Source organism: Mesorhizobium sp. M0848, from assembly GCF_040319805.1.
Classification (GTDB): Bacteria; Pseudomonadota; Alphaproteobacteria; order Rhizobiales; family Rhizobiaceae; genus Mesorhizobium.
The window spans coordinates 100,611-115,503 of record NZ_JAMYOM010000020.1 but is presented as its reverse complement, the minus strand read 5'-3'; the positions used below and the strand labels follow the sequence as shown (position 1 = coordinate 115,503).

The 14,893-nt window shown below is 63.7% G+C and carries 17 protein-coding genes and 1 tRNA gene; 14 read left to right on the top strand and 4 right to left on the bottom strand.

What is annotated here, in order from left to right; genetic code table 11:
* Positions 1-28 precede the first annotated feature (28 nt).
* The 5 genes from NKH95_RS22575 to NKH95_RS22555 are packed head-to-tail and all read left to right on the top strand — an operon-like array spanning position 29 to position 4,652.
* Positions 29-1,282, top strand: a complete 1,254-nt coding sequence (locus NKH95_RS22575; protein ID WP_352893249.1) for an ABC transporter substrate-binding protein — start codon at positions 29-31, stop codon at positions 1,280-1,282.
* A 3-nt stretch (positions 1,283-1,285) separates the two neighbouring features.
* The gene (locus tag NKH95_RS22570) at positions 1,286-2,023 is read left to right on the top strand and encodes an ABC transporter ATP-binding protein (protein ID WP_023809209.1); all 738 of its coding nucleotides are present in this window, start codon (positions 1,286-1,288) and stop codon (positions 2,021-2,023) included.
* Complete coding sequence (locus NKH95_RS22565) at positions 2,020-2,733, top strand: ABC transporter ATP-binding protein (RefSeq protein ID WP_352676255.1); 714 nt, start codon at positions 2,020-2,022, stop codon at positions 2,731-2,733. The genes NKH95_RS22570 and NKH95_RS22565 overlap by 4 nt, the downstream gene beginning before the upstream one ends.
* 12 nt (positions 2,734-2,745) lie before the next feature.
* Positions 2,746-3,621, top strand: a complete 876-nt coding sequence (locus NKH95_RS22560) for a branched-chain amino acid ABC transporter permease (RefSeq protein ID WP_126067682.1) — start codon at positions 2,746-2,748, stop codon at positions 3,619-3,621.
* Complete coding sequence (locus tag NKH95_RS22555; RefSeq protein WP_352893243.1) at positions 3,618-4,652, top strand: branched-chain amino acid ABC transporter permease; 1,035 nt, start codon at positions 3,618-3,620, stop codon at positions 4,650-4,652. Before NKH95_RS22560 ends, NKH95_RS22555 begins: the two co-directional genes overlap by 4 nt.
* A 24-nt stretch (positions 4,653-4,676) precedes the next feature.
* Here the strand turns inward: NKH95_RS22555 and NKH95_RS22550 are convergent, their stop codons facing one another.
* From NKH95_RS22550 to NKH95_RS22535, 4 genes are all read right to left on the bottom strand, one after another.
* Positions 4,677-5,993 (bottom strand): M20 family metallopeptidase, encoded by a 1,317-nt coding sequence (locus tag NKH95_RS22550; RefSeq protein WP_352893241.1) that lies wholly within the window; start codon positions 5,991-5,993, stop codon positions 4,677-4,679.
* A gap of 57 nt (positions 5,994-6,050) precedes the next feature.
* On the bottom strand, positions 6,051-6,956 hold the full coding sequence (locus tag NKH95_RS22545; RefSeq protein ID WP_352553715.1) for a MurR/RpiR family transcriptional regulator: 906 nt from the start codon (positions 6,954-6,956) through the stop codon (positions 6,051-6,053).
* A gap of 170 nt (positions 6,957-7,126) precedes the next feature.
* Positions 7,127-8,767, bottom strand: a complete 1,641-nt coding sequence (locus NKH95_RS22540) for a peptidoglycan L,D-endopeptidase MepK (protein ID WP_502895301.1) — start codon at positions 8,765-8,767, stop codon at positions 7,127-7,129.
* A gap of 324 nt (positions 8,768-9,091) precedes the next feature.
* A tRNA-Thr gene (locus NKH95_RS22535) sits at positions 9,092-9,166 on the bottom strand.
* Positions 9,167-9,327: 161 nt separating this feature from the next.
* On the opposite strand from NKH95_RS22535, the gene NKH95_RS22530 reads away from it, so the two are divergent.
* From NKH95_RS22530 to yacG, 9 genes are all read left to right on the top strand, one after another.
* Entirely contained in the window at positions 9,328-9,522 is a 195-nt protein-coding gene (locus NKH95_RS22530) for a hypothetical protein (RefSeq protein WP_023809256.1), read from the top strand.
* 146 nt (positions 9,523-9,668) lie between these two features.
* On the top strand, positions 9,669-10,961 hold the full coding sequence (gene murA, locus NKH95_RS22525) for a UDP-N-acetylglucosamine 1-carboxyvinyltransferase (protein WP_127296626.1): 1,293 nt from the start codon (positions 9,669-9,671) through the stop codon (positions 10,959-10,961).
* A 91-nt stretch (positions 10,962-11,052) separates the two neighbouring features.
* A complete protein-coding gene (locus NKH95_RS22520; protein ID WP_352676242.1) occupies positions 11,053-11,487 on the top strand; it encodes a DUF2948 family protein in 435 nt (144 codons plus the stop codon).
* A gap of 7 nt (positions 11,488-11,494) precedes the next feature.
* Complete coding sequence (gene hisD, locus NKH95_RS22515; protein ID WP_352441082.1) at positions 11,495-12,787, top strand: histidinol dehydrogenase; 1,293 nt, start codon at positions 11,495-11,497, stop codon at positions 12,785-12,787.
* 6 nt (positions 12,788-12,793) lie between these two features.
* The gene (locus tag NKH95_RS22510; protein ID WP_013530198.1) at positions 12,794-13,279 is read left to right on the top strand and encodes a UPF0262 family protein; all 486 of its coding nucleotides are present in this window, start codon (positions 12,794-12,796) and stop codon (positions 13,277-13,279) included.
* Complete coding sequence (locus tag NKH95_RS22505; RefSeq protein ID WP_081734750.1) at positions 13,267-13,728, top strand: arsenate-mycothiol transferase ArsC; 462 nt, start codon at positions 13,267-13,269, stop codon at positions 13,726-13,728. The genes NKH95_RS22510 and NKH95_RS22505 overlap by 13 nt, the downstream gene beginning before the upstream one ends.
* 87 nt (positions 13,729-13,815) lie before the next feature.
* Entirely contained in the window at positions 13,816-14,034 is a 219-nt protein-coding gene (gene infA, locus NKH95_RS22500) for a translation initiation factor IF-1 (protein WP_006200926.1), read from the top strand.
* Positions 14,035-14,055: 21 nt separating this feature from the next.
* Positions 14,056-14,685 (top strand): Maf-like protein, encoded by a 630-nt coding sequence (locus NKH95_RS22495; protein ID WP_023809261.1) that lies wholly within the window; start codon positions 14,056-14,058, stop codon positions 14,683-14,685.
* The gene (gene yacG / locus NKH95_RS22490) at positions 14,682-14,879 is read left to right on the top strand and encodes a DNA gyrase inhibitor YacG (protein WP_023809262.1); all 198 of its coding nucleotides are present in this window, start codon (positions 14,682-14,684) and stop codon (positions 14,877-14,879) included. The genes NKH95_RS22495 and yacG overlap by 4 nt, the downstream gene beginning before the upstream one ends.
* The last annotated feature ends 14 nt before the right edge of the window (positions 14,880-14,893 follow it).

Below are 14,893 nucleotides of genomic sequence, written 5' to 3'. Positions count from 1 at the left end.
GAACGGGAGGAAAACAGGGAACAGCACGATGAAGCCCAAATCCGCCGCAAGTCGAATCCGCCATATGCTGATGAGCACGACGCTGATCGGCATGTTTGCCGTGTCAGGCGCCCCCGCCTTTGCCGAAATCGTCAAGATCGGCCTGCTTGCGCCGCTGACCGGCCCTGCCGCGGCGGACGGCCAGGAATTCCAGCGCGGCGTGCAGATGGCCATCGACGAGGCCAACGCAGCCGGCGGCGTTGCCGGGGATACGTTCGAACTGGTGGTCGGCGACGTCAAGGATCAGTCCGCCGGCAACGTTACCAGCGCGGTCGAGCGCCTGCTTGGCGATCCGGGCGTGCACTTCATGCTGACCGGCTATGCCAGCCTGACCAATTTCGAGATCGACAACATGGCCGAAGCGGAAATGCCTTACATGCTGGCGGCCACCTCGCAGCAGACCAGGGACATCATCGCGCCGAGCCCCGATAAATACATGTGCTGCTGGTCGCTGACGCCTTCCTTCGACGCCTACAACACCGACGTCACCCTGTTCGTCGAGAAGCTCGCGGCCGACGGCAAGATCACCTTGCCGACCAAGAAGGTCGCCATCATCTCGTCCGACAACGCTTATTCGAAGACCATCTCCGAAGGCATGAAGAAGACCTTCAAGGAGAAGGGCTGGACCATCACCGTCGACGAGATCGTGCCCTTCGGCGAAGTGACCGACTGGCGTTCGATCCTCGCCAAGGTGCGCGAGAACGTTCCCGACGTCGTCATCAACACCGACTATCTGCCGGGCAATTCGGCGTCCTTCCTGAACCAGTTCCTCGAGCAGCCGACCAAGAGCCTCGTCTTCCTGCAATACGCACCGAGCGTTCCGGAATTCGTCGAACTGACCGGCAAGAAGTCGGATGGTGTCATCTACAACCTGCTCGGCGGCGCGCTGACGACGCCGAAGAACCCGCGGGCCGACGAGGTGGCAGCCAAGTTCAAGGCAAAATACGGCGTCGAGAGCGGCACCTATGGCGTCGGCCTCTACGAAATGACCAATGTCTATTTCGACGCGATCAAGAAGGTCGGCGGCGCGTCCGACCATGCGGCGATCATGAAGGCGCTGTCGGAAACCGACAAGCAGGTCGCCGAAGGGCGGCTTAAGTTCGATCCGGCCACCCACCTTGCCACGCAGGGCGACGACTATATCCCGATCACCTTCTTCCAGATCTGGGATGGCCAGCGCACGCTGATCTCGCCGGAGAAATACGCCACCGGCGCCTTCAAGCTCCAGCCCTGGATGAAGTAGGGAATGGCCCTGCTTGAACTGGACGACGTGTCGAAGGCCTTCGGTTCGCTGAAGGCCGTCGATGGCGTGTCGTTCAAGGTCGAGGCCGGCGAGATCTTCGGTATCGCCGGCCCGAACGGCAGCGGCAAGAGCACGCTGTTCAACATCATCACCGGCATCCCGTTCGGCCCCGACCGGGGCCAGATCCGCTTTGACGGCATTGCCATAAATGGCAAATCGGGACACGCCATCGCGCGCCTCGGCCTCGCCCGTACCTTCCAGCGCGAGACCAGCTTCGACGGGCTGACCGTGTTCGAGAACGCGCTGATCGGCGCCAGTTACGGCAAGCAGGAAAAGACAGCGGCCACGGCCCGCAATGCCGCCGCCGAGGCGCTGGAGTTCGTCGGTCTGGGATCTCAGTCGTTCGGCCGGCTTGCCGGCGAATTATCCGTGTTCGAGCGCAAATGCCTGATGCTTGCCACCGCGATTGCCATGCAGCCGCGCATGCTCTTGCTCGACGAGCCGGCATCGAGCCTGACCAAGCCCGAGATCGAGACGTCGATCGGCCTGATCCGCCGCACCGCCGACCGCGGCATCACCATCCTTCTGATCGAGCACGTGCTGACCTTCCTGATGAGCCTTTCGCAGCATCTGCTGGTGCTCAACAATGGCCGTGTCCTGGCCGCCGGCGATCCGGCAGGCGTAATCGCCGATCCGCGCGTCATCGAAGCCTATCTCGGCACGAGGAGATCGGCGGCGTGAACCCGATTCTCAGCGTCGAAGGCGTCACCGCCGGCTATGGCCGCGTCACCGTGCTGCACGATATCTCGCTGGAGGCCGGCCGTTTCGGCAATGTCGGCCTGTTCGGCCCCAACGGCCATGGCAAGACGACGCTGCTGCGGGCGATCTCCGGGCTGCTGCAGCCGAAGAGCGGCCGCATCCTGTTCGACGGGCAGGACATTGCCGGCCGCAGCGCACGCGCCATCGTCGGCGCCGGCCTGATCCATGTGCCGCAAGGCAACCGGCTGTTTCCCGATCTCTCGATCGCCGACTGCATGGCGCTCGGAGCCTATTCGCCGCGGGCCCGGCCGCATGAGGCGGAGAACCGCGAGAAGGTGATCAAGCTGTTTCCGAAACTGGCGGAACGCTGGCGCCAGCGCGTGCGCACATTGTCGGGCGGCGAGCGCCAGATGGTGTCGATCGGCACCGCGCTGATGAGCCATCCGCGCCTGCTGATCCTCGACGAGCCGACGCTGGGGCTGGCACCCAAGATCAAGGACGAACTCTGCGCCTCCGTCATGGACATTTCGCGCGGCGGCGTGCCGCTGATCGTCGTCGAGCAGGACATCGAATTCCTGCTGGAGCTGACGCAGCAACTCTACCTCGTCAACCATGGCGCCGTGGCGACCGAGATCAAGCCGGGCGAAAGCCTCGACCACGGCGAGATCATGTCGATGTATTTTGGCCATTAGGAAAATCCGAAGATGAGCGCATTGGCGGAAATCCTGTTCGGCGGCCTGTTCCAGGGCTCGCTCTACGCCATGATGGCGGTCGGGCTGGCTCTGGTGTGGACGACGATCGGCGTGTTCAATTTCAGCCATGGCGTATTCATGATGCTGGGCGCCTACATCGCCTGGCAGTTGGTCGAACTCGGCCTGCCGGCGGCGGTCGCCTTTCCGATCGCCGTCGTCGTCATGGCCGGCGTCGGCTGGATCCTGCAGGCGAGCGTCGTGCGGCCGCTGATCGGCCGACCCAACATCGTGCTGGTCGTCGTCATCACCACGCTGGCGGCCGGATCGCTGATCGAGAACGGCGCCTTGACCATCTGGGGACCGCGCTCGAAGCAGATCCCTGCCCTGATCGCCGGCAACACCACCATCGGCGGCGTCGGCGTCTCCCTGCACCAGATCGCCATCATCGTCATCACGCCGCTGATCCTGGCCGCACTTTGGATGTTCCTCAACCGCACGCGGCTCGGGCTGGCGCTGCGCGCCGTGGCGCAAAACGAAGATGCCAGCCATCTTGTCGGGCTGAACGTCACCGCGCTCTATGGGCTGGCCTTCGCCATCGCCGCTTCGCTCGCCGGGCTCGCCGGCATCTTCATGGGCGGCTACCGTTTCATGTCGCCGGTGATGGGCAGCGACCCGCTGCTCAAGGCGCTGATCGTCGTCGTCTTCGGCGGCATATCGAGCATATCGGGCCCGATCTTCGCCGCCTATCTGATCGGCTTCTTCGAGGCCGCCTGCAGCTATTATTTCGGCTTGTACTGGACACCCGCGCTGCTGTTCGGCGTGCTCATCCTGACCCTGATGGTGCGCCCCGAGGGCATCTTCGCCAGCCGCTCCCGAGGCCTAGCATGACCAACACGACATCGCCGATCACCCTTGGCCATGCAGAGGCGGCAACCCCGATCGCTCCCGGCCGCACGCCGTGGGAGCAGGAGGCCATCGGCTTCGTGATCGGCTTCGCCTTGCTGGCATTGCTGCCGCTGATCTTCGGCGACACCTATGCCCGCCACATCCTGATCATGGCCTTCATCTATGCGATCGTCGCCTCGAACTGGGACCTCAGCCTCGGCTATGGCGGCGTCTTCAATTTCGGCCATCTGGCGCTGTTCGGCATCGGCGTCTATGCCTACAGCCTGCTGACCAAGCTGGCCGAATTCGACCCGTGGATCGCGCTGTTTGCCAGCGGTGTCATCGCAACCCTGGCGGCGATCCTGGTGACCATCCCGATCCTGCGGCTGAAGGGCATCTACATCATCCTGGTCACTTTCGGCTTCGCGCAGTTGGTCATGCAGGTGATCATCAGCCAGTCCGCCATCACCGGTGGCACGCAAGGGCTGGTGCGCATTCCCGGACTTTACGTGTTCGACCACAATATGGTCCGTGACGGCAAGTCAGCCTATTTCTACATCGCGCTGGCGCTGCTGGTGGCGAGCACGCTGTTCCTGCGCGTGTTCGTGCGCTCACGCGCCGGGGCCAGTATCGTCGCCTTGCGCGACAATGAGGAATACGCCGTCAGCCGCGGCGTCTCGATCGTCCGCCAGCGCATGCTGACGCTTGCCGCGAGCGCCTTCTTCACCGGCATCGCCGGCGCCTTCTACGCCGCCTACCAGCGCAATGCCTCGATCGACGTCTTCGGCATGAGCCTGGCGACCATCATCCTGTCGATGGTGCTGCTCGGCGGCACCAGCACCATTTACGGCGCCATCATCGCTTCGTTCGTGCTGACGATCTTCGCCGAATGGATGGCCGATTTCGGTGCGTGGCGGCCGATGATCACGGCGGTGCTGATCATCGGCGTGATGCTGGCCTACCCGAGCGGCCTGGTCGGCATGATCAAGGCTTCATGGGGCGCCGTCGCCGGACGCCTGGAACGCCCGGCCTGACCGTTTCGGAATAGCGGCTCCGCCTCAGCGGATGCCGCACCAGTCGATGACCGAAGCAGCGATCACCTTGGCGGTCTCGACCACCGATTCGACCTCGACATATTCGTCGGAACCGTGAAAACCGTCGCCCGACGGGCCGAAGATGACACCGTCGACGCCGGCGCCGGCATAGTGCGCGGCATCGCACACAGCGACGAAGCCGCGCGCCTGCGGCGCCTTGCCGACCATGGCCTTGCGCTTCATCAGCGAGGTCACCAGCGGATGATCGACCGGGGTGTTCATCGGCGGGAAATACAGCCCGCCGAGCTCCCATTGGATCGCAGGCGGGTTGTCGCGCAGCCACGCATCGGTCTGGGCGAAATGGTGGACGAACGTCTCGAAATCGCGGCGGTAGTCGGCCGAGTTCTCATCGGGCAGGAATTTCATGTCGAGATCGAGCACCGCGACGTCGGGAATGATGGCCGGGTTGGTCATGACGGTCGGCAGGCCGTGTTCGCCAAGGCCGGTGCCGCCATGCATGACGCCGATGTTGATCGTGTTCATACCGAGCGGCAGCAATGGATGCGATTTCGCCCGCGTCCGGTCCAGTTCATACTGGCGCACGGCGGCGATGAAGCGAGCGGCGATCTCGATGGCGTTGACGCCCGGCTCGAGCCGGTCCTTGTCGTGGCGCTGCGGATAAATCTCGTTGTAGCGCAGCGCCGAATGGGCGTTGCGGCCGCGGATCGTCACCCGCGCCCATTCGAGCCCGCCTTCGACGGGCAGGACATCGCCCCAGGTCGGTTCGGCGACCAGCACCGCCTTGGCGAGCTTGCCCTTCTTCACCGCGTCCATGGCGCCGAAGCCGCCGGCTTCCTCGTCGACGACCGAGTGGATGGCGAGCCGGCCCTGCAACGTGATGCCCACCTTGCGGATCGCGCGCGCGGCGGCGATGCAAGCGGCGACGCCGCCCTTCATGTCGACGGCGCCACGGCCATAGAGCAGGCCATTGGCGATCTCGCCGCCGAACGGATCGACCGACCAGTCCTTCATCGCGCCGACCGGCACGACGTCGATATGGCCGCACAGGATCAGGCTGCGGTCCTCGTCTCCCGCCCATTCGCCGACCAGATTGGGCCGCCCGGGCAAGGCATCCCATTGCTCGGTCCTGAACCCGTCCTGCTTGAGGATCGGCTCGAGCAGCGCCTGGACATCCGCCTCGCGGTTGATGGCCGGATTGGGCTCGAATTTGGGGTTGACCGAAGGGATGCGGACCATGTCGCGGGTCAGGCCGATCAACCAGTCGCGATCGGTCTCGATCTCAGCCTGCACGGCATCGATGATGGCTTGGTTGTCGGGCATCGTCGTTTCCTTCTCTGCATCGCCGCGTTTTGCATCGCTGCACTGGGCGCAACGACACTATTTCCTTGTGGTTTTGGATTTGGCGGCGTCGTCGGCCGATGACGACAGGGCGGTATCGAGCGTGACCGCATTGGCGCTGCGGATCCTTTCGATGTCCTCAATGCGCTTGCGCACCCCGGCGCCGTGGCCCTCCAGCGCGTGGGCAAACACGGTTTCCATCTGGGCAACGGCCGTCGCCAGCGTGTCGAACGGCGAGTTGGCGTCGATCGCGGCGACCATGGTCAGGTCCGCTATGTCAGATATCGGCGACAGCCAGACATCGGTGAACAGCAGGATGGAGACGCCGCGCTCCTTGGCCTGCTGGGCAAAGCTCACCACGTCCGACTGGTAACGCCGGTAGTCGAACACGACGAGGAGGTCGCGCTTGCCAAGGTCGATCAACAGGTCGAAATCGGCGGGGCTCAACGAACCGATGTCGCGCACGCCGGAGCGGAACTGCAGGAGGTAGCCGGCCAGCATGGAGGCGATATGCCGGCTGAACCGGCCGCCCAGCAGCACGACCTGGCCCTTGCTCTCCAGCAGCATGTTGACGGCCCGCGTGTAGGCCTGCACCGGCACTGCCGTGCGCGTGCGCTCCAAGCTGTCGGAAACCGAATGGAAATAGGCAAGTGCGGTGCCTTCGCTGGAGCCGCCCGGACGCTTGGCCTCCATCATCAAAAGCGGCGAATGCAGCCTGGATTCGACTTCGGTGAGCAGGCGTGCCTGGAAGTCGGCAAAGCCGACATAGCCAAGCTTGGTCATCAGCCGCGTCACGCTCGGGTCGCTGACGCCAGCGCGCCGTGCCAGCCGGGTCGCGGTGCCCAGCCCCGACATCGGATAATCGGCGAGCAGGACCTGGACGATCTTCTCTTCCGCGGAAGTGAACGCCACGGTCGTATTGGCCAGTTCTTCGCGGATCGACATTGTCATCGCCTATCGTCGACGGAAAGACAATTATCTTACAATTTCGCACATGTTTGTCAAATTTGGAACTTTTCTTACAGAACCATCGAGAGTTCGGCATGACTTGCAATCCCATGACAGCCAAGCCAGTCGTGCAACACATCCACGTCGGCTCGAACGAGGGCTTGCGTCTATCTGAAGCTGGCGATGGGCAGGAACTTGACCGCTGAACCGGTGAAGCGTCGGTGATCGGAGGTCTGTCCTCGCGGCTGGAATCCATCGAGATAGATGTGCTCCGGCGCTGTGCGGATGAGATTGGCGGCAATGACGGACGCCGCCGCAGGGCTAGCTCCGCCGGCGATGCCACGACCCGTCTCAATCAGCCGGCCGGACAACGCTGCCGGCACGATGACCGCGGTGGCTTCGGGATCGAGATTTGGCTGGACACGGTCGGCCTTCGGGCTGGTCCTGACGCGATCTTCGGGCTTCGATTGGGCAACCGAGACCCGCTGGCCGGCCAACCCATTGTGGCCGTCATCGGCGTGGTTCAAGGCCAGCAAGGCAGCGACCGCATCGCCGGCTTTGTCTGCTTCAGGCTGGCGCATCGGGCTTGTCAAGCTTTCCGGTCGCCATGTCGGCAACGGGATGTTGAGCGCCACAGGGTCCGGCGCGCCGCTCGCGGGACCGGCATCCGACTTGCCCGAGGGAATTTCAGCATCGGTTGCCGCTGGATTGGCCAGTTCGGCCCGCGCCGTGGAAGCGTTGGCTGTTGCAAGTTGCGCGATTTGCGGGGTCGGAATGCTGGTCGTTGGCCCGGTGCGCGGGGCGAAGGCTGGCAACGGCACTGAGCCCGGCGCCATCGCCATCACGATCGCTTCAGGCGTCTTTCCCTCCGCTCCGATCGGCGATTCTTCGGCCCGATCGACGGAAGCCGTCTGGATGTCGGCGCGCTGGGCATCCTGTGGCGGCACGATTGCGATGCCGGCGGGCCTGGGTTCAACGGACTTGGCCGGCTTGCGTGGCGCCGGCACCGCTTCGGCGACATCATCGGTCTCGTCCGCGCCGCGCCCGCCCAAAAGCGTCGCCAGCAGGCCGCGCGGCCTGCGTTGGCCGCCGTCGGCACTTGCCAGGTCGATGTTGGGCGCGCCGGTGCCCTTGCGCGATTTGTAGGCGGCAAACGCCTGCCCATAACCGGGCAGCGGTTTGCCGTCGCTCGGCACATGCAGCGTATTGCCGTTCGGGAATACCCTTGCGAGTTCCTGGCGGCTGATGCCAGGCCAATGCCGCACATTGCCGACATCCATATGTATGAAAGGCGAACCGGAGGTCGGGTAATAGCCTACGCCGCCGCCCTGCATCTTGAGGCCGATGTCGCGCAGCTTCTTCAGCGGCACATCCGGCAGGAAGAAGTCCATCGCGCGGCCAACCATGTGTTGGCTTTCCCGAGCCACGCCCTTCGAGCGGCTGCGCAGCATGGCGTTCGTCGCTGGCGACCGATAGGCGCTGACCACGTGGATATAGGCTCTCGAGCCGCTGGCGCGATAGGCCTGCCAGACAAGATCGAGCAGGCGCGGATCCATCTTCGTCGGTTCGTTGCGACGCCAGTCGCGCAGCATGAGATTGATCTTCTTCAATCCCGCCGGATCATAGCGCCCATTGCGCTTGAAGACGATTTCAGCCTTCTCGCCCGTATGGAGATGTTGAATCTTCAAAGCACGCGTCTCCGCGAACGCGCCGGTAACGCACAGACATAAGAACGCTGCCATGATGGCTGGCAGTGTCCAAAGACGGGAAGCACCGGGGGCGTTTTGCACGTTTTCGCTCACGTTCATGCCTTGCACGCTCTTTTGTTTCGGGCGATTTCAGGTTCCCGCCCAGATGAAGAGCCTTTCAGCCCCTCTTCCTGACAAGCATGGACTTGACCGACGCAGACAGGCGTCCATGCCACAATACGTCATGTCGATGAACAGCATCTTGGTTAACGAATCGTGTCTTGCCGGGAATGCGCTTGGGCTGGAGTTGCCTGTGGCAGCCATTTTCTGGAGCAATGCACCGCTGATGAGGTCCGCCAGCACGACGGCCGCGCCGTTCCCGTGTAGCCGCCTCGCCCTTGCAAATGCAGAGGACGAATGTGCGGCAACAAGGATGTTGGAAACTGGTGCTGCGAGAGAGGATTGAACTCTCGACCTCTCCCTTACCAAGGGAGTGCTCTACCACTGAGCTACCGCAGCCGCTGATGGCGGGGCTTCTGCCATATCGAACCGGCAAGCGCAAGGCCAAGCGCAACGCTTCTGTGAAAGCCTTTGCCGGATAGCTTTTAATGACATGGGGGCGCCACAATGTTGGCTATCCCTGAATGGCGGGCTGGCTGCTCACGGGCCAGAGCGGGACAATGGATGACAAGGCAATTCCAGTGAAAAAGGATGGTCCACCGAATAACAGCGCAACAATCCGCAAGGATCGGCTGGCAGAGCAATTGCGCGCCAATCTGCAGAAGCGCAAGGCGCAGTCACGCTCGCGGCGCACCGGAGATGCAGATCAACGGCCGGACGGGCTCGCTGCATCGAAGGAAATACAAAAAGATTAACTCAAATCGGCCACTCTTGGCCCGGGGTGGGCGAAATCCCATTTCTTGAACCAGCGTAATTCTTGAACCAGATCGGCCAATGGTCTAGACGGGCCGCTACTCAAACGATTGAACCGGCCCTGTTTGGCCGAGAGGGACTTTCTTCCATGGATCGCATCAGAATTGTCGGGGGCAACCAGCTCTCCGGAAGCATTCCGATCTCGGGCGCGAAAAACGCGGCGTTGCCTTTGATGATCGCCTCGCTTTTGACCGACGACACGCTGACGCTGGAAAACGTGCCGCATCTGGCCGATGTCGAGCAACTGATCCGCATCCTGGGCAACCACGGCGTCGATTATTCGGTCAATGGCCGCCGCGAGAAGCAGAATGAGGGCTATTCGCGCACCATCAACTTCTCCGCCCGCAACATCGTCGACACCACAGCGCCCTACGAGCTGGTGTCGAAGATGCGCGCCTCGTTCTGGGTGATCGGCCCGCTGCTGGCCCGCATGGGCGAAGCCAAAGTGTCGCTGCCGGGCGGTTGCGCCATCGGTACGCGGCCGGTTGATCTGTTCCTCGAAGGCCTGCAGGCGCTGGGCGCCGATATCGATGTCGACACCGGCTATGTCATCGCCAAGACAAGGAATGGCCGCCTTGTCGGCAACCGCTACATCTTCCCGAAGGTCTCGGTCGGCGCCACCCATGTGCTGATGATGGCCGCGGCGCTCGCCAAAGGCGAGACCGTGCTGGAAAACGCGGCTTGCGAGCCTGAAATCGTCAACCTCGCCGAGTGCCTCAATGCCATGGGCGCGAAGATTTCCGGCGCCGGCACCCCGACAATCACCATCGACGGTGTCGAATCATTGTCGGGCGCGCGCGTGCGCGTCATTCCCGATCGCATCGAGACCGGCACCTATGCCATGGCCGTCGCCATGACCGGCGGCGACGTCGTGCTCGAAGGTGCGCGTCCGGATCTGCTGCAGACCGCGCTGGACGTGATCGCGCAGACGGGTGCGGAGATCACGCCGACCAATTCCGGCATCCGGGTGAGGCGCAACGGCGCCGGCATTTCGCCGGTCGACGTGACGACGGCGCCGTTCCCGGCCTTCCCGACCGATTTGCAGGCGCAGTTCATGGGCCTGATGACGATGGCCAAGGGCAAGTCGCGGATCACCGAGACGATCTTCGAGAACCGCTTCATGCATGTGCAGGAACTGGCGCGGCTCGGCGCTCACATCACCCTTTCGGGCCAGACGGCGATCGTCGACGGCGTGCCGAAACTGAAGGGCGCGCCGGTCATGGCGACCGATCTTCGCGCCTCTGTCTCGCTGGTCATCGCCGGCCTGGCGGCGGAAGGCGAGACCACGGTCAACCGCGTTTACCACCTCGACCGCGGCTTCGAGCGGCTGGAAGAAAAGCTGTCCAACTGCGGCGCGGTGATCGAGCGGATTTCCGCATAGGCCAATCGCTAGGCCTCGCGGTGCGGTTGCGCGGACGGGAAAGACCGCCTAACAGAAGGTTCAGTTATCAACCTTCAGGTGCGAAATCCGCATGACTGCCCTTAAGCTTATCGCGCTCGACGATCAGGATCTGAGCATCGTTTCGGCCCATGTCCAGGACGCCGTGATGAAGGTCTCAGACCTCGAATTCCTGCCCAGAGCCAAGCGTTTCCTGCTGACCATGAACCGTTTCGTCTGGGAGGCTAAATCCGGCCTGTTTCGCCAGCACAATGAGCGGCGGCAGGCGGTGCTGCATTTCGACCGGGTGCTTGGCGCCAAGACCAACGGCATCGCCCGCGACAAGCCCAATGAGGTCCTGTCGCTGCTGGCGATCAGCTTCATCGAGATCAGCAAGCCGGCGGGCATCGTCGAGCTGATCTTTGCCGGCGGCGGCACGATCATGCTCGACGTCGAATGCATCGAGGCGCGCCTTGCCGATATTGGCGGGGCGTGGGAAGCCACCTCGCGCCCCATCCACAAGGCCTGAGCGTCCGATGGCCATCAAGCTTCGTCAGTCCGACGCCGATTTCGAGCAGCGTTTCGCCGCCTTCCTGTTGACCAAGCGGGAAGTGTCCGCCGACGTTGATGCCGCGGTGCGCGACATCATCGCGCGCGTGCGCGCCGAAGGCGACGCGGCGCTGATCGACTATTCACAGAAATTCGATCGCGCCGATCTGACTGGATTGGGCATCGCCGTCTCGAAGGACGACATCGCTCAAGCTTACAAGGCTGCCGACTCAAAGACGATCGAGGCGCTGGAATTCGCGCGAGACCGTATCCGCTCCCACCATGAGCGGCAGCGGCCGAAGGATGATCGCTATACGGATGCCGCCGGCGTCGAGCTCGGCTGGCGCTGGACGGCGGTCGAGGCGGTCGGGCTCTATGTGCCGGGCGGCACGGCGAGCTATCCAAGCTCGGTGCTGATGAACGCCATACCGGCCAGGGTGGCCGGGGTCGAGCGCATCGTCATGGTCGTGCCGGCGCCCGGCGGCATCATCAATCCGCTGGTGCTGGTGGCGGCCGACATATCAGGCGTGTCGGAAATCTACCGTGTCGGCGGCGCCCAGGCGATCGCAGCCCTCGCCTACGGCACCCGGACTATAAAGCCGGTCGCCAAGATCGTCGGCCCGGGCAATGCCTATGTCGCGGCGGCCAAGCGCCAGGTGTTCGGCACCGTCGGCATCGACATGATCGCCGGGCCGTCGGAAGTGCTCGTCGTGGCCGACGGCAGCAACGATCCGGACTGGATCGCGGCCGACCTGCTGGCCCAGGCCGAGCACGATGCATCGGCGCAATCGATCCTGGTCACCGACGATCCGGCCTTCGGCATCGCTGTCGAACAAGCGGTCGAGCGCCAGTTGCAGAGCCTGCCGCGGGCCGAAACGGCTGCGGCGAGCTGGCGCGATTTTGGCGCCGTGATCCTGGTTCCAACCATTGAATCCGCGCTGCCGCTGGTCGACCGCATCGCCGCCGAACATGTCGAACTGGCCATCGACGATGCCGAGGGTTTCCTGGCGCGGATGCGCAATGCCGGTGCCGTCTTTCTCGGCCGCCACACGCCGGAAGCCATCGGCGACTATGTCGGCGGCTCCAACCATGTGCTGCCGACGGCACGCTCGGCGCGCTTCTCGTCGGGCCTGTCGGTGCTCGATTTCGTCAAGCGCACGTCGATCCTCAAGCTTGGACCGGAGCAGTTGCGTATCTTGGCGCCGGCGGCGATTGCGCTCGCCAAGGCGGAAGGCCTTGAGGCGCATGGACGCTCCGTCGCCATACGGTTGAACATGTAGGCGGCGATGTCTGGCCCCGATCAAACCCGCGCCAGGCTGATCGATGTCGAACTCGATGAATCGATCGGCCGGTCGACACCCGATGTCGAGCATGAACGCGCGGTGGCGATCTTCGACCTGATCGAGGAGAACAGTTTTCAGCCCGTCAATGACAGCGGCGACGGCCCTTACCGGCTGAAACTGTCGCTGGCCGAGCAGCGCCTGGTGTTTGCCGTGGCGCGCGAGGATGGCACCGCCGTCGTCACTCATATCCTGTCGCTGACGCCGCTGAGGCGCATCGTCAAGGATTACTATATGATCTGCGAAAGCTACTACGACGCCATCCGTTCCTCGACGCCGAGCCACATCGAGGCGATCGACATGGGCCGCCGCGGCCTGCACAATGAAGGTTCGCAGACGCTGATGGACCGGCTATCCGGCAAGATCGACATAGACTTCGATACGGCGCGCCGGCTGTTCACGCTGGTCTGCGTACTGCACTGGCGGGGCTAGCCCTGGCACCCGGCGCCCTACCCCGTTCGATCCTGTTCCTGTGCGGCATGAATGCCGTGCGCTCGCCAATGGCAGAGCAGCTGGCGCGCCGCATGCTGCCCGCGGCCATCTTTGTCGCTTCGGCCGGCGTTCGCGCCGGCGAGCGCGATCCGTTCGTCGATGCGGTGCTTGCCGAGGAAGGCCTGTCGTTGGGCGAGCGTCACCCACGGACCATGGACGATCTCGAGGACGATTATTTCGACCTCATCGTCACGCTGGCGCCGGAAGCGCACCACGCCGCACTTGAACTCACCCGCTCGCTCGCTGTCGAGGTCGAATACTGGCCGACGCCGGACCCGACCGACGCCGCCGGCACGCGCGAACAGATCATGGCGGCCTACCGGGACGTGCGCGAGCGCCTGAAAGCGCGGATCGGGCGTCGATTCACACCTCCGGAGGCCGCCGATTAAGCGTGTTCACAAGCGGACGATTATCATATAGGTTCCGCCGAAATTCCGGCCAGGGCGCTGGAACTACCATCCAAGCAAAGGTATCGAATGCCGAAGGAAGAAGTCCTCGAGTTTCCGGGTGTCGTGACGGAATTGTTGCCGAACGCGATGTTCCGGGTAAAGCTCGAAAACGAACACGAAATCATCGCCCATACGGCCGGCCGCATGCGCAAGAACCGCATCCGCGTGCTGACCGGCGACAAGGTTCTGGTCGAGATGACGCCATACGACCTGACCAAGGGCCGCATCACCTATCGTTTCAAGTAAGCAAAGCCCGACTGGTCCGCGATGAGCATTTTGCAGAAGCTGGTGCTTGCCTCGGGTTCGCCGCGCCGAATCGAGCTCTTGCAGCAGGCCGGCATCGAGCCGGACCGCGTGCTGCCGGCCGATGTCGACGAAACGCCGCTGCGTGCAGAGCATCCGCGCTCGCTGGCCAAGCGGCTGTCGAAGGAAAAGGCCGAGAAGGCGTTCGCGTCGCTGAAAACCGAAGCCGACTACGCGCCGGGCTTCGTGCTGGCCGCGGATACGGTCGTCGCCGTCGGGCGGCGCATCCTGCCCAAGGCAGAAACCCTCGACGACGCCGCCAACTGCCTCGGGCTGTTGTCGGGCCGTTCGCACCGGGTCTATTCCGGCATCTGCCTGATCACCCCGGGCGGCAAGCTGCGTCAGCGGCTGGTCGAGACGCGGGTGCGCTTCAAGCGGCTGCCGCGCGAGGAGATCGACGCCTATGTCGCGTCGGGCGAATGGCGCGGCAAAGCGGGTGGTTACGCCGTCCAGGGTCTCGCCGGCGCCTTCGTCGTCAAGCTGGTCGGCTCCTACACCAACATCGTTGGGCTGCCGCTGTATGAGACCGTCGCGCTGTTGAGCGGCGAAGGCTTCAAGGTGCATGGCGGCTGGCTGGCGGGAACCCGGCTGTGAATTCCGACTCCAAAGTCACGCCCTTACGCCCAAAGCGCCCCTGCCCCGAATGCGGCAAGCCCTCGGCGCGCGACACCTTTCCGTTCTGCTCGACGCGCTGCAAGGACATCGACCTCAACCGCTGGCTGAAGGGCGCCTATGTCATCAAGGCCCGCGATGACGAGGAAGAGACGGACCCCGACGCTCCGAATTAAGGCTGGGCGCCGCC